Source organism: Caballeronia sp. INML2 (genome assembly GCF_023631365.1).
GTDB classification, from domain to species: Bacteria; Pseudomonadota; Gammaproteobacteria; order Burkholderiales; family Burkholderiaceae; genus Caballeronia; species Caballeronia turbans.
On the sequence record NZ_JALQDH010000052.1, the window covers coordinates 38579 to 52472 of the forward strand.

Consider the following 13894-nt stretch of genomic DNA (forward strand, 5'->3'; position numbering starts at 1 on the left):
CGCTATCAGTAAAATGCCCTGGCGATTGCGTCGGCGATGCGCGGCAGCGGCAATATCGACGCCGCCGCGTTGAGCGCGGCCGCGGCCTTCGGCATGCCGTACACCGCGCTCGTCGCCTCGTCCTGCGCGATCGTGTGATAGCCCTTCGCGCGCATCGCCTTCAGGCCGATCGCGCCGTCGCGGCCCATGCCCGTCAGCAGCACGCCGATCGCGCGGCCGGTCCAGCGCTCGGTCACGCTCTGAAAAAACACATCGACGGAAGGCCGGTAAGGCAGCTGCTCGGGATGCGCGGTGTAACCGAGGCGTAAAGCATCGGCGAAATGGAGATGATCGTTGGTCGCAGCGAGCAGCACTTCGCCCGGCACCGGTTTGTCGCCCTCGCGCGCGACGCGCACGGGCAGCACCGATTGCGCATGGAGCCACTGCGCCATGCCTTCCGCGAACGCGCGATCCACATGCTGCACGATGACGATCGCCGCAGCGAAGTCCTTCGGCAACGCGCCGAGCACCGTTGCGAGCGCGGACGGGCCGCCCGCCGACGCGCCGATCGCAACGAGTCGCGCATGGCTTTTCGGCATGCTCATCGCGCTGACGGACGAGGCACCCGACGACGCGAGCCGGGCGCCGATCTGATCGATCTTCGCAATCAATGCCGCCGCGCCGCGACGCGCATCGGCGCCGGAGAGCGCGGGCGTATCGACGGCATCGAGCGCGCCCGCGCCCATCGCTTCGTACACGCGCCACGCGTTCGCGCCGACATCCACGGTGACGACGAGAATCGCGCACGGCGAACGCGCCATGATGGTCCGCGACGCCTGCACGCCATCGACGTTCGGCATCACGAGATCCATCAGCACGACATCGGGCGTGTGGGCCGCGCAATAGTCGACCGCCTGCCGACCGTCGTGCGCGACCCACGCGATCTCGAAGTCGGGCCGCGCCGCGAGCGCGCGCCGCAGCGCTTCCACCGCGAGCGGAACGTCGTTGACGATGCCGATCTTCATGATTTCGCCTCGCCTATGAGATCGCGCACCGCCTCGATGAGCGCCTGATCGTGGAAACTGCCTTTCGCGAGGTAATAATCCGCGCCCGCATCGAGGCCGCGCTGACGGTCTTCCGCGCGATCCTTGTACGACACGATCATCACCGGCAGGCCGGAAAGCTGCGCATCGCGCTTGATGAGCGTGACGAGCTCGATGCCATCGAGACGCGGCATGTCGATATCGGTGATGACGAGGTCGAAGCGTTCGCCACGCACCGCATTCCAGCCGTCCATGCCATCTACCGCGACGGACACGTCGTAGCCGCGCGAGGCGAGCAGCTTGCGCTCCAGCTCGCGCACGGTGAGCGAATCGTCGACGACGAGCACGCGCTTTGCGCTCGTCACGCTCGAGCGTGCCGCGTTCGGGCCCACGCGCCCGAGTTCGCCGCTGCCAACGAGCTTTTCGACCGAGCGCAGCCAGTCGTCCAGATCGGCGATGAGCAGCGGGTCGCCGTTCTCCATCAGCGCGCCCGCCGCGATGTTGCGCACCTTGCCGAGCCGCTTGTCGAGCGGCTGCACGACCAGCATGCGCTCGCCCAGAAATCGATCGATGACGATGCCGTAGCTCGCCGCGCCCTGCCCGATCACGACGACGTTGAGCGCATCGCTCGCCGCTTCGAATGCGGCGGTCTGCAAGATCTGATGCGCGGTGACGAGGCCGACGCGCTTTCCGTCGAACGAGAAGTGCTGCTGGCCTTCGAGCGTGTCGATAGCGCTCGCGGGCAGCACGAGCGTGCGCGCGACATGCGCGAGCGGCAGGCCGTAAGGCTCGCCCGCCACCTCGACGATCAGGCTGCGGATCACCGACAGCGTGAGGGGCAATTGCAACGTGAAGCGCGTGCCCGCGTGCACGTCCTGCGTCACGCGCACACTGCCGCGCACCTGCCGCACGACGTCCTGCACCGCATCGAGGCCGACGCCGCGCCCGGATACATCCGTGACCGCATCGCGCATCGAGAAGCCGGGCAGGAAAAGAAATTCGAGCAGCTCGGCTTCGGTGAGACGCGCGGCAGTGTCCTCGTTCGCGAGATTCTTGCGCACGACCGCGCGACGCAGCGCATCGAGATCGACGCCCGCGCCATCGTCGGATACGCTGATGAAGAGCGAACCCGCGCTATGGCGCGCTTCGAGCGTGATCGTGCCGGTGTCGGGCTTGCCGAGCGCGCGCCTGAGCGCGGGTTGCTCGATGCCGTGATCGACCGCGTTGCGCAACAGATGGCCGAGCGGCGCGTCGAGCAGATCGAGAATGTCGCGATCGACCTGCGTCGTTTCGCCGGCGATCTCGAGCCGCACGTCCTTGCCGAGCCCGCGCGCGACATCGCGCACCATGCGCGCGAAGCCGCCGGTCGCATCGACGAAAGGACGCATGCGGCACGCGAGCGCTTCGTCGTAGATCTGCTGCGCGAGATGCGTCGAGCGGCGATCGAAGTTTTCGAGTTCCGCCAGGCGCTCGCTCAATTGACGATGTGCTTCGGCCGTCAGGCGCCGCACTTCGTCGAGCGCGGCATGCGCGCGTGCGTCGAGTTGCGTCGCGTTCGTCTCGGTGAGCGTTTCGTGCAGACGTTCGAGCGCGCGGCTCGCGTCGTGCTGAATGCGCTTCACGCGCAGCATCGATTGCGAAAACGGCTTCAGCCAGCGCGATTCGACGAGCGATTCGCCCGAGTGGCTCAACAGGCGGTCGAGCGTGTCGGCACGCATGCGCAGCATGCGCGCTTCATTCGTGCGCGAAGGCGTCTGGACCAGCTCGGGCGCATTGTCGAGCGTAAGTTCTTGCGAAAGATCCAGCGCAACGTGGCTCGAAAGCGGCGCTTCGGCCACTTGCGTGCCTTCGAGACGCGCGTTGAGCGCATCGACGAACGCATCCACGTCGCGTTCGAGCGCCGTTTGCGCATCGATGTCGCGCGCCTCGCCGATCTGCACGATGAGATCGACGCCGCGCAGCAGCATGTCGATATAGCCTGCGTCGAGCACGACGCGCCCGTCCTGCGCGGCGACGAAGCAATCCTCCATCACATGCGCGAGCGTCACGCCGACCGGCACGCCGACCACGCGCGCAGCGCCTTTCAGCGAATGCGCGGCGCGCATGCTCGCTTCGAGCGTGACGGGATCGCGCGGTGCGCGTTCGAGCGCGATGAGGCCATCGGAGAGAATCTGCGCCTGCGCGCGCGCTTCTTCCTGAAAGAGTTCGAGCAACGACGAGCGGCCGGGATCGATGCTCGTCATGTGAGACTCCGGTTCATGCTGTCGATGAGACGATCGGCGTCGAGCAGGCCGACGGTCGCGTCCTTGAACGCGGCCACCGCATGCGCATGCGACGCCACGCGCTGCGCGAGCGTCGCGGGCACGGGCTGAAGCTGGGCGCTCGTGAAACGATGCACGCCGTCGACGGCATCGACGGGAAAAGCGATCGGACCTTCATGATCGCCGTTCGCATGATCGCGGCCTTGCGCGCGCTGGATGACGAGCAGACGGCCGAGCTCGCGCGCATCGAGCGTCCGGTTATGCGATACGTCGTTCACAGCGCGTTCTTCGATGCCGAAGAGCCGCGCAAGCGAGGCGCACACGATCAGTCGGCCACGCACGTTGACGATGCCGAGCACCGCGCGATGCCGCCGATGCGGCAGCGAATGCACCGGACGCAGTTGAGCGACTTGCGCGCAAACGGTCGTCGGCAAGCCGAGCCATTCGCCGCCGATGCGAAACACGAGACACGAATGCGCGCCGGTCTGGCCGACGCTCTGCGTCTCGTTCGACGAAACCGCGCTCGTCTGTTCGATCGACGTGCGTGCTTCCACGCGATCGAGCACGCGCGCGGCCGCTTCGTCGTGAATCGGGCAATTGCGGCAATGCACGTAGCGTTCGAGCTTCGGACACGACGCATCGCCGCGCACGCCGATGCGGTTCCAGCAATCGTCGATATCGATCGCGATATGGGTGTCGCGTGCGTTCATCGCGCGCTCCCGGTGACGCGCCCGGCGCGTGCGAGCAAGAGGCGCGCGCCGCTTTCATCGCCGTCGAGCGAGAGGCAAGCGGCCAGATGCGCGAGCGCTTCGGGATGCGCGGGTTCGAGATACAGCGCGCGACGATAATGACCGCGCGCTGCCTGATGCTCGCCACGCGCATCCGCGATCACGCCGAGCAGATAGTACGCATCCGCGTTCGATGGATTCACGCGCAGATACGCATGCGCCGCGTTCGCCGCGGCTTCGAGCTGTCCGGCATCGGCGAGTTCGCGCGCATGCGTGAGGCTGATCGCGGGCTCGGGCCGAACGCGCGCGTCTTCGCGCGCCCCGGGAACCGGCACCGGCACCGCACGAACCGGGGGCGGCGCGCTGGCCCATGCGGGCAGGACGAACGCGGACTTCATGGGCGGCGGCGTCTTCACGGCGGGCAGGCTCGGCCACGCCGCATCGAAGACGCTGACATGCTCGCGCTCGGCCCGGTTGAACGCGAACGCGAGCGGAATGTTCGAGGAGCTCATGCCCTCGCGCATCAGAAGACCCGTCTCCGCCGGACCCACGAATAAGGTGCCGCCATGCGCGAGCAGTGCATCGAGCACACGGAAAACCGCGGACTGTGTGTCGCGGTCGAAATAGATGAGCACGTTGCGGCACAGAATGAAATCGAACTGCTCGAACGCGTGCGTGTCGAGTTGCAGAAGATTCGCTTGCGAGAAGCGCACGGTCTGCGCGACGGCGGGATCGAGTTGCCAGCCGCCATCGGCTGCGCGGAAGTGACGGTCGCGAAAATCGAGCGCGCGCTGGCGAAACGCGTTGCGCCCGTAGTGCGCGCGGCGCGCGACGGCAAGCGCGCGTTCGCTCACGTCGATCGCGTCGATCGAGAAGCGCTCGGCGGGGATGCCCGCTTCGATCAGCGCGATCGCAACGGTATAGGCTTCCTCGCCGGTCGAGCACGGCGCGCTCAGCACGCGCACCGGCTTCGCGGGCCGCTCGTGCAGACGCACGCGCGCAAGACGCGCGAGCGCGGCGAAGGCTTCGGGATCGCGAAAGTACCATGTCTCCGGCACGACGACCGCTTCGATCAGTTCCTGCATGTGCGCGGCATCTTGCGTCACCGCGCGATAGTAGTCGTCCAGTGTGCCGCCGTGCTCGTCTCGCCACAGGGTGTAACGCTCGCGCACCGCACGCGACACCGCGTTCGCGCCGATCGATTCGGCATCGAGCCCGATCGTGCGATGCAGCAGGTCGATGAATCGGCCCATGCCGAACGGCTCGTCATGACGGGCATCGGCGAATGATGTCGGCAGCGCGCTCATGCGTCGCTCCCGGCGAAAAGCAGCGCCTGCACGTCGTCGGGCAACAGATGCTCGATGCGCACCCATTGCAGCAGCCCCGCTTCGTCGCGCGTGAGCGGGCCGAGATAGCGCGCGTGCGGCGTGTCGATGCCCGCATCGCTGAACGAAGCGGCATCGAATGTGACGGTGCGCGTCGCCTGTTCGAGCAGAAGACCGAGCCGATGAAGCGTCGTCACGCCGTCGTCGCCGCAACGCGGATACGCGACGAGCGCGAGCCGCGTCGAAAGCCTTTCCTGCGATGCGCGCCCGAGCGCAAGCGCCGCGATATCGATGACGGGCACGCTCGCGCCTTCGTAATCGAGCACGCCCGCGACCCAGGCGGGCGCGCCCGGCAACGCCTTCAGCGGCGCGAGCGGCAGCATGCGTTCGACGTGCGCGCTGTCGAGCAGATAGCGGTCGGACCCGAGCGTGAACTGGACGAAGAGCATCGCGGCGCGCCTCAATGGAACGTCAAGCCGCCACCTTGAAGCGCGACACGCCCGTGCGCAGGCCGTTCGCGACATGCGTGAGATCGTCGATCGCCTGCGTCGACTGGCGCAGCGATTCGGCCGTCTGCTGCGCGGCTTCGGACAGTTGCGACAGCGCCTGCGAGATCTGGTCCGCGCCGGTGGCCTGCGTCTGCATGCCTTCGTTGATCATCGAGAAGCGCGGCGCGAGCGTCTGTACCTGATGGATGATCTGCGAAAGCTGACCGCCGACTTGCTGCACATCGAGCATGCCGCGGCGCACTTCCTCGGAGAACTTGTCCATGCCCATCACGCCTGCCGCGACGGCGGACTGGATCTCCTTCACCATCTGTTCGATGTCGAACGTGGCGACGGCCGTCTGATCCGCGAGACGGCGAATCTCGGTCGCGACGACCGCGAAGCCGCGCCCATACTCGCCCGCCTTCTCCGCCTCGATCGCCGCGTTCAGCGAGAGCAAGTTGGTCTGATCCGCGACTTTCGTGATGGTCGCGACGACCTGATTGATATTGCCCGCCTTTTCGTTGAGGATCGCGAGCTTGCCGTTCACCGAGCCCGCCGCTTCCATCACGAGGCGCATGGTTTCCTCCATGCGCGTGAGTCCCGCCTGACCCGTGCCCGCGAGCGCCGCCGATTGCTCCGCCACGCCCGACACTTCGTTCATCGTGCGCACGAGGTCGCGCGCCGTGGCGAAAATCTCGCGCGAGGTCGCGCCGATTTCCGTCGTCGTCGCGGCCGTCTCGCTCGCGGTGGCCTGCTGCTCGCGCGCGGTCGCCGCGATCTCAGATACCGATGTCGTCACCTGCACAGCCGATTTCTGCGCCTGGCCGACAAGACCCGTGAGCTCGTCGGTCATGCGATTGAAGCCCGCTTCCAGCGTGCCGAATTCGTCGCGGCGCGCGAGCGCGAGCCGCTGCGTGAGGTCGCCGGTGCGCATCTTGTCCACCACATCGACCATGCGCAGCATCGGCACCGTCAGCGCCTTCATCAGCATGAAGCCGAGCACCGCTGCCGCCGCAATCGCAATGAGCATGATGACGATGAGCGTCGCTTCCGACTTCTGCACCGAGCCGCGAATGCTTTCCACGGATTTCGCGTTGAAGCTCTCGTTATGGTCGACGAGCGCGCGCGTCGCGGTCTGTCCTGCTTCCCATACCGGCGCGAGACGCGTGTTGAAGGTCGCGGCGGCCGCGTCCTTCGAGCTCGCGAGTTCGCGCAGCGTCTCGTCCTGAACCGGAAGGTAAAGGTCGCGCTGGCGCTTGAAATCGTTGAAGAGGCGCCGGTCATCTTCTTCGAAGATGGTAGGCACGTAGGTGTCCATCAGCTTGTCGATCGTGGCGCGCGTTTCGGCGAGACGCTGCGTATCGCGGCGCACCTGTTCGGCGTCCTTGTCGATGAAGACGAGCCGCTGCGTGATCGCGTAGTTCTCGAACCATGTCGCGCGCAGATCGCTGGAAAGCGAGACGCCGAGCATCGAATCGTCTTCGAGACTCTTGGCTTCGCGATCGATTCCGCCAAGCAGCGTGTACGACAGTGCCGCCATGACGAGCATCAGTGAAAGAATGATGCCGAAGCTGGCCAGAATGCGATGCCGAATGGACAGTTGCTTCACGCGATGAGCCCCATCAGTGATAAAGACGATTGCCGCGCCGCGCACAACCGCGAGTCGCCTCGACGATGAGGCGCCTCAATTTGCAGGAAGAATTCGTGCGCGTGAAAGCCGCGCTCCCAGACCGTGTTTACGGCCGCTTGTGGCTGCGCTTGAGTTCGGCGTGTCGAGGCGAATCATTTCACCGTGTTTCAGTACGGTGAAGGCGTCTGCGGGCAGGCCGGCGCGGCGCACGGCGTCGGCGAGCCGGCGTGGCGGTTCGTCGAGCGGCTCGTCGGTCAGTTCGAATGAACCCCAGTGAATGCCGATCGCCTTCTTCGCGTGGACGTCCTGGAAAACACGCACCGCTTCCTCGGGATCGACGTGCTGCGCGTGCATGAACCAGCGCGGATCGTAGGCGCCGATCGGAATCAGCGCGAGATCGAAACCGCCGAACCGCGCGCCGATATCGCGAAAGTCCGGCGAATAGCCCGTGTCGCCCGCGAAGTAAAACGAGTACGGATGCGCCGCGCCTGCCGGCGTCTTCACGACCCAGCCGCCCCACAGGGTTTCCGCGCGGTCGAACGGCGTGCGCGCCGACCAGTGCTGGCTCGGCACGAACCAGATATTCAGCCCGGCAGCGTGCGTCTCGTCGCTCCAGTCGAGTTCTTCGACGTTCGTCACGCCGATGTCCTTCATCCACTGCCTGATCCCGAGCGGCACGAGAAAGCGCGGAGGGCCGCCCGGTTGCCGGTTGAGCGCTTCGATACTCGGCTTGTCGAGATGATCGTAGTGATTGTGCGAAATCAGCACGATGTCGATGTGCGGCAGCTCGTTCAGCGTGAGGCCGGGCGGCGTCTTGCGCTTCGGGCCCGCGAACGAGAACGGCGATGCGCGCTCGGAGAACACCGGATCGGTGAGGATGTTCACGCCGTCGATCTGTACCAGCGCGCTCGCATGGCCGATCCACGTGAGCGTATCGGCGGTGCGGTTGGCCTTGAGCCACGCGATGTCGGGATGCGCCATCGGAAAGTGATAGCCGTTCGCGGGCGGTTTCGGCAAGCCATGCGTGAAGCGCTCCCAGCGCCACTTCAGAAACGATTCGCGCGGCAGATGACCATAATCGTTTTCGAAGCCGGACGCGGTGCGCTTCGCGTGGTGCAGCGCTTGCGGCTGTTGCGATTCCGGTGCATGCGCGGATTCATCACTGCGCGCGGTTGCGCCCGACGAGCAGCCCGCGATCAAAGCGAATACAGCCGACCAAAAGTAGGACATAAGACGCATGTTTTGATGGATTGCTTGCCGCACACGGCGCTGAATTGTATGAAATGCATGCGCGATCGTCTTTACACGCTTTTTTCTCCGTTCCCAGCAGGATGCGTGCTGCGCCGTTATATAAGGCGCGAAACGAAGTTCGCCGGTCGAAGTGGACCGTCGGCCCGCTTCTTGCGTAAGTCGACCCCATCGCCTAAGAAAAGGCGCATTCGAAGAATCACTCGCGGCGCGCACGCAATTCCAATGCCGTCGCCGCATGCCGAGCCAGAGACGGGGGTTTCATGGGCAGCAGTCAAAGAAAAAACGCCGCAAGCACGTTCAATCCGCAACTGCATACGATGCACGCGATGCTGGTATCGCGCACGGCATCGCATGTCGCGAGCGCGATGCAGCCCGAGGGCCGCAACGACGCGCTCGCGGAAGGCATCGCCGAGGTAATCGCCCATTGCGGGCATGCGGGACTCGGCCTCTTTCTCGCGGCAGTCTGGCACTGGCTCGATGAACGCGACTATGACGAAGCCGCAGATGCCGTGCAGCATTGCATCGAAAGCGGCACGATGCCGACCGTCAGGGCGACGCCGAAGGTGACGCGGCGTCGCGATGCGCGCATCTGAAACGCATTACGTCATGCGTCACGTGCCGAACCAGCCCGCATCGACGTAATAGTCGCGCGCGGTGCAGCGTGCCGCGTCGTCCGATGCGAGAAACAGCACCATGCGGGCGATGTGTTCCGGGTCGATCCGCTCGTGCAGGCATTGCTGCGCGAGCAGTTTCGCCCCGCTTTCGGGCGATTGCCACAGCTTCGTCTGACGCGGCGTGCGCACGGCGCCGGGAATCACCGTGTTCACGCGGATGCCATGCTCGCCGAGTTCGCGCGCGAGCCCGCGCGTGAGTCCTTCGATCGCGGCCTTCGCGGTCATGTAGAGCGTGAGATCGGGCAACGCGAGATGCCACGAAATCGAGCCCATATTGACGATCGCGCCGTGCTTCTGCGTGCGCATGCGCTCTGCCGCGGCCTGCGCGCAGAAAAACTGATGCCGCAGATTGACGGCCATGCGCTCGTCCCAGTACGCGCTGCTCACGTTGTCCCACTGATGGCGGTCGTCGTTCGCGGCGTTGTTGACCAGCACGTCGATTGAACCGGCTTCGCTGGCGATGTCGTCGAAGGCCTTTTCGATGGCGGCCGTGTCGCGCAGATCGCAATGCAGAAACGTCGGCGCATGCTTCTCGCTCGCGAGGGCCTGTTCGAGTTGCCGCGAATCGGCCTCGGCGACATCGATGAAGAACACGCGCGCGCCCTGCTTCGCGAACGCCTCGACGATCGCCGCGCCGATGCCGCTGCCGCCGCCCGTCACGACGACGCGCTTGTCCGCAAGACTCGGGTAGATGGCGTAGGACATGGCGGCTCGCTCAGTGTGAATGGCGCGGATTGCCGCGCGTTTCGATCACCTTCAGATACAGGGTCGCGGGTTCGAGACAGCCGCCCGTCGACAACTGTCCTACCGTTTGTCGATACAACTCCTGCCACGGCGTCTGCGCGACCGGCGCGGCGAATGCGGATTGCGCGCGGCGGCTTTCGAGCTCGGCTTCGTCCAGCAGCACGTTCACGCTGCGCGCGTTCAGATCGACGCGAATCCTGTCGTTCGTGCGCAGGAGCGCGAGACCGCCGCCCACCGCCGCTTCGGGTGACATGTTGAGAATCGACGGGCTCGCGGACGTCCCGCTCTGGCGTCCGTCTCCCATGCAGGGCAGCGAATCGATGCCGCGCTTGATCAGTTCGGCGGGCGGCGCCATGTTCACGACTTCCGCGCTGCCCGGATAACCCACCGTGCCGCAGCCGCGAATCACGAGGATGCAATGTTCGTCGATGTCGAGCGACGGATCGTTGATGCGCGCGTGGTAATCCTCGGGGCCATCGAAGACGATTGCGCGCGCCTCGAAAGCGTTTTCCGCACCGGGCTCGCTCAAGTACGTCTTTCTGAACGCATCGCCGACGACCGACATCTTCATGATCGCGCTATCGAAGAAATTGCCCGACAGGACCATGAAGCCCGCGCCGTGTTTCAGCGGATCGTCCGTGGTGCGGATGACTTCATTGTCGGCGGCCGGCGCATCGTTCGCGATCTCGCCGATCGTGCGGCCCGACACGGTCAGGCAATCGCGTCTGATGAGTCCCGCCTTGTCGAGTTGCCGCATGACCGCGGGCACCCCGCCCGAGCGATGAAAGCTCTCGCCGAGATATTCGCCGGCGGGCATGCAGTTCACGATGAGCGGCACCTGTTCGCCATGGCGTTGCCAATCATCGAGACTCAACTCGATGCCTATGTGCCGCGCGATCGCGATCAGATGCGGGGGGCAATTCGTCGATGCGCCGAGCGCTGAGGCGACCACGATTGCGTTGATGAACGCGTCGTGCGTCATGATTTTCGACGGCTTCAGATCCTCGCGCACCATATCGACGATGCGCTTGCCAGTCGCGTACGCCATCTGCCCGCGCTCGCGATATGCGGCGGGAATGCTCGCGCACGTCGGCAGGGACATGCCGAGCGCTTCGGCGAGACTGTTCATCGAAAGCGCGGTGCCCATCGTATTGCAATGGCCGATGGACGGCGACGACGCCGTCGTCAGGCGCATGAAGCCTTCGTAATCGATCTCGCCCGCCGCGAGCAGGTTGCGCGCATGCCAGATCACGGTGCCTGAACCGACGCGCTTGCCTTCGTGCCAGCCGTCGAGCATCGGGCCGCCCGAGAGCACGATCGCGGGCATGTCGACGGTGGCCGCGGCCATCAGGCACGCCGGCGTCGTCTTGTCGCAACCGGTGGTGAGCACGACGCCGTCGAGCGGAAAGCCGTGCAGGATTTCAACCAGACCGAGATAGGCGAGATTGCGATCGAGCGCGGCGGTCGGGCGGCGGCTCTGCTCCGCGAGCGGATGCACGGGGAACTCCATTGGAATGCCACCGGCATCGCGAATGCCTGCCTTCGTTCGCGCGGCGAGTTCGATGTGATGGCGATTGCACGGCGCCAGATCGCTGCCGGTCTGCGCAATGCCGATGATCGGTCGGCCCGATTGCAATTCCTCGCGCGTCAGGCCGTAGTTCATGAAACGCTCGACGTATAGAGCCGTCATGTCGGCGTGCGAGGGATCGTCGAACCATTCCTGGCTGCGCAGTCGCCTGGGATTCTGTTGGGGCATGGGATGTCTCTCTGTTTATATTTACGTTACCGGTAACATTCGACTCAATGTTAGCACGCACTCGGCGCACTGCTTCGGCTCAGGCGCTTTCGCGCGGCACCACGGAATAAGCGACGCGCACGCGCTTGCCGCTCGGCCCGACGATGCCTTGCTCGCGCGCCTCCAGCGCCGCCAGCAAGGTCGCGCCGGTCCGCGAGCCGATCCCGTATGCATCGACGGAAATCGTCGTGATCGATGGCGTGCAGCAGGCGGCTACTTCGAAGTTACCGAAGCCCGCGACGGCGATGTCGTCCGGCACGACGAGGCCGCGCCGGTGACATTCCATTATCGCGCCGAACGCAGACATGTCGCTGACGCACATCACGGCTTGCGTGTCGGGCCAGGTGTCGAGCAATTCGGCCATCGCGGGGCCGCCGTGACTCATCGTGATCGGAGAATCGCCGAGACGAATGATGCGTTCGTCGTCCAGACCGAGCGCCTTCATCTGCGCGCGAAAGCCCTTCAAACGATCCAGGCCGCGACGGTCCAGCTCGCTCGCCCCGCCGAGAAAGCCGATGCGTTCGTGGCCTTTGTCCGCCAGATAGCGCACCATCTCTCTTGCGGCGCTGACGTTGGAGAACCCGACGGCGGCATCGATCGGATCGGACGGCGAATCCCACATCTCCACGACGGGCACGCCGGAGCGGCGCAGCAGCGTGCGCGTCGCTTCCGTATGACGCGAACCGGTCAGCGCGATGCAGCGCGGCTGATGACGCAGCATCGAGCGCACGAGCCGTTCTTCGCGATCCAGATGGTAGTCCGTGTCTCCGATCAGCAATTGCAGGCCGTGCGGCTCGAGCGACGCGGAAAGACCGCGTACGGTGTCCGAAAAGTTGGAACTTGCGAGCGACGGAACCAGCACGGCGACGAACTCCGAGCGTCCGGACGACAAGGCGCCCGCGGCGGCATCGGCGACGTAGCCGAGTTCGTCGATTGCCTTCTGGACGCGAGCGCGCGTCGCCACCGCGACACTGTGGCCGGCGAGCACGCGGGATACGGTCATCTTCGAAACGCCGGCGAGACGCGCGACATCAGACATGCGCGGCGGGCCGGCGGAAGGATCGAAGGACGATGGCGGCATGTGTGATTTCGAAAGCGGGGCCGGCGGCTTCAATCCACCCGCACCCAGCCGTCCTCGCGCTGCTCGAGAATAATGTGCAGCTTCGTTTCACCGGCCTCGCGGTCGGCGGCGGTCACGTCGGGAAAGGCGCGCTTGATGTCACGATCGTCCATCCACGGGGCCACGCTTTCGAGCTTGTAGGTGTACGTGACGTCCGAGCGGTGAGCCGTAGGATCGGGCTCCGTCCAGCCGACGACCTTGTCCAGCTTGACGTGCGCATAGCAAAGCATCCAGGCGCGCGGGTCGCTCGTGGCGTTGGGGTCGCCGGCGGGGCGGTTGGTTTCGACCGCATATTTCTGCCCTTCGCCAGTGAGACCGTACGCGATGCCGTTCTGCTTGGCGTTGGCGTTCGCCGGAGTCGGCGCCGCGCGCGCAATGAGCCCGCTTTTTTCGAGCGCGGCGAGTTGCTCGCGCAGTGCGGCAGCGGAATATTCGTTGAGGTCGCGATTGCTATAGACAGATGGGAACGCGTACGGCCCACGACCACTTCGATTCAGGCATAGCAGGCCGCGATTCGTTTTCATGTCGGCGGAAATCGCAGCGCCCAGGCTGGACTCGCTTGCATCGTTCTTCTTGCCACACGCCGCGACAAGCAACGCGGCGCTGACGGCGGCAATCAACAGGCTCGTTCTCATATGCGCTCCGGGAAGGGTCGGCATGATGGTTACAACCTTTCGACGCCATTCTACCGACTGAAACCGTGCATCGGAGATGGGATGGTGTTGGAACGAACTTTCTTGGAAGAATTCGGTTCCCAAACGCAAAAACCCCACCTTTGCGGGGTGGGGTTTTTGTTTATCGCATGAGGAGCCTGACGATTACCTACTTTCACACGGGTATCCGCACTATCATCGGC

At 65.2% G+C, this 13894-nt stretch carries 12 protein-coding genes; 1 reads left to right on the forward strand and 11 read right to left on the reverse strand.

Going from position 1 to position 13894, the window contains the following annotated elements:
* Nucleotides 1-5: 5 nt before the first annotated feature.
* The 7 genes from NCT32_RS19550 to NCT32_RS19580 form a co-directional block, all read right to left on the reverse strand.
* Complete coding sequence (locus NCT32_RS19550) at nt 6-1004, reverse strand: chemotaxis response regulator protein-glutamate methylesterase (RefSeq protein WP_061117910.1); 999 nt, start codon at nt 1002-1004, stop codon at nt 6-8.
* Complete coding sequence (locus NCT32_RS19555) at nt 1001-3265, reverse strand: hybrid sensor histidine kinase/response regulator (protein WP_061117909.1); 2265 nt, start codon at nt 3263-3265, stop codon at nt 1001-1003. The genes NCT32_RS19550 and NCT32_RS19555 overlap by 4 nt, the downstream gene beginning before the upstream one ends.
* On the reverse strand, nt 3262-3993 hold the full coding sequence (locus NCT32_RS19560; protein ID WP_061117908.1) for a chemotaxis protein CheW: 732 nt from the start codon (nt 3991-3993) through the stop codon (nt 3262-3264). Before NCT32_RS19560 ends, NCT32_RS19555 begins: the two co-directional genes overlap by 4 nt.
* The gene (locus NCT32_RS19565; protein WP_061117907.1) at nt 3990-5318 is read right to left on the reverse strand and encodes a protein-glutamate O-methyltransferase CheR; all 1329 of its coding nucleotides are present in this window, start codon (nt 5316-5318) and stop codon (nt 3990-3992) included. Before NCT32_RS19565 ends, NCT32_RS19560 begins: the two co-directional genes overlap by 4 nt.
* A complete protein-coding gene (locus NCT32_RS19570; protein WP_061118124.1) occupies nt 5315-5785 on the reverse strand; it encodes a chemotaxis protein CheW in 471 nt (156 codons plus the stop codon). The genes NCT32_RS19565 and NCT32_RS19570 overlap by 4 nt, the downstream gene beginning before the upstream one ends.
* A 22-nt stretch (nt 5786-5807) precedes the next feature.
* Entirely contained in the window at nt 5808-7433 is a 1626-nt protein-coding gene (locus NCT32_RS19575; protein ID WP_061117906.1) for a methyl-accepting chemotaxis protein, read from the reverse strand.
* A 75-nt stretch (nt 7434-7508) separates the two neighbouring features.
* Nucleotides 7509-8684 (reverse strand): MBL fold metallo-hydrolase, encoded by a 1176-nt coding sequence (locus tag NCT32_RS19580; protein ID WP_250490487.1) that lies wholly within the window; start codon nt 8682-8684, stop codon nt 7509-7511.
* 281 nt (nt 8685-8965) lie between these two features.
* Between NCT32_RS19580 and NCT32_RS19585 the strand changes: the two genes are divergently transcribed.
* Nucleotides 8966-9298 (forward strand): hypothetical protein, encoded by a 333-nt coding sequence (locus NCT32_RS19585; RefSeq protein WP_061117905.1) that lies wholly within the window; start codon nt 8966-8968, stop codon nt 9296-9298.
* Between the two features lie 18 nt (nt 9299-9316).
* On the opposite strand, the gene NCT32_RS19590 is transcribed toward NCT32_RS19585, so the two are convergent.
* The 4 genes from NCT32_RS19590 to NCT32_RS19605 all read right to left on the reverse strand — a co-directional run bounded on the left by NCT32_RS19590 (nt 9317) and on the right by NCT32_RS19605 (nt 13673).
* Entirely contained in the window at nt 9317-10084 is a 768-nt protein-coding gene (locus NCT32_RS19590; RefSeq protein ID WP_061117904.1) for an SDR family NAD(P)-dependent oxidoreductase, read from the reverse strand.
* A gap of 10 nt (nt 10085-10094) precedes the next feature.
* On the reverse strand, nt 10095-11879 hold the full coding sequence (locus NCT32_RS19595; protein WP_061117903.1) for an IlvD/Edd family dehydratase: 1785 nt from the start codon (nt 11877-11879) through the stop codon (nt 10095-10097).
* A gap of 79 nt (nt 11880-11958) precedes the next feature.
* Nucleotides 11959-12999: a LacI family DNA-binding transcriptional regulator gene (locus tag NCT32_RS19600; RefSeq protein ID WP_061117902.1), complete on the reverse strand. Its 1041-nt coding sequence runs from the start codon at nt 12997-12999 to the stop codon at nt 11959-11961.
* A 29-nt stretch (nt 13000-13028) separates the two neighbouring features.
* Nucleotides 13029-13673: a hypothetical protein gene (locus NCT32_RS19605; protein ID WP_061117901.1), complete on the reverse strand. Its 645-nt coding sequence runs from the start codon at nt 13671-13673 to the stop codon at nt 13029-13031.
* Nucleotides 13674-13894: the final 221 nt, after the last annotated feature.

Bases quoted from the DNA above. Each gene is read 5' to 3' on its own strand.
- NCT32_RS19570 (WP_061118124.1), bottom strand. From the start codon at position 5,785: ATGCTCTTCGTCCAGTTCACGCTCGGGTCCGACCGCTATCTGCTCGAC.
- NCT32_RS19555 (WP_061117909.1), bottom strand. From the start codon at position 3,265: ATGACGAGCATCGATCCCGGCCGCTCGTCGTTGCTCGAACTCTTTCAG.
- NCT32_RS19595 (WP_061117903.1), bottom strand. From the start codon at position 11,879: ATGCCCCAACAGAATCCCAGGCGACTGCGCAGCCAGGAATGGTTCGAC.
- NCT32_RS19585 (WP_061117905.1), top strand. From the start codon at position 8,966: ATGGGCAGCAGTCAAAGAAAAAACGCCGCAAGCACGTTCAATCCGCAA.
- NCT32_RS19565 (WP_061117907.1), bottom strand. From the start codon at position 5,318: ATGAGCGCGCTGCCGACATCATTCGCCGATGCCCGTCATGACGAGCCG.
- NCT32_RS19550 (WP_061117910.1), bottom strand. From the start codon at position 1,004: ATGAAGATCGGCATCGTCAACGACGTTCCGCTCGCGGTGGAAGCGCTG.
- NCT32_RS19580 (WP_250490487.1), bottom strand. From the start codon at position 8,684: ATGTCCTACTTTTGGTCGGCTGTATTCGCTTTGATCGCGGGCTGCTCG.
- NCT32_RS19605 (WP_061117901.1), bottom strand. From the start codon at position 13,673: ATGAGAACGAGCCTGTTGATTGCCGCCGTCAGCGCCGCGTTGCTTGTC.
- NCT32_RS19600 (WP_061117902.1), bottom strand. From the start codon at position 12,999: ATGCCGCCATCGTCCTTCGATCCTTCCGCCGGCCCGCCGCGCATGTCT.
- NCT32_RS19590 (WP_061117904.1), bottom strand. From the start codon at position 10,084: ATGTCCTACGCCATCTACCCGAGTCTTGCGGACAAGCGCGTCGTCGTG.
- NCT32_RS19560 (WP_061117908.1), bottom strand. From the start codon at position 3,993: ATGAACGCACGCGACACCCATATCGCGATCGATATCGACGATTGCTGG.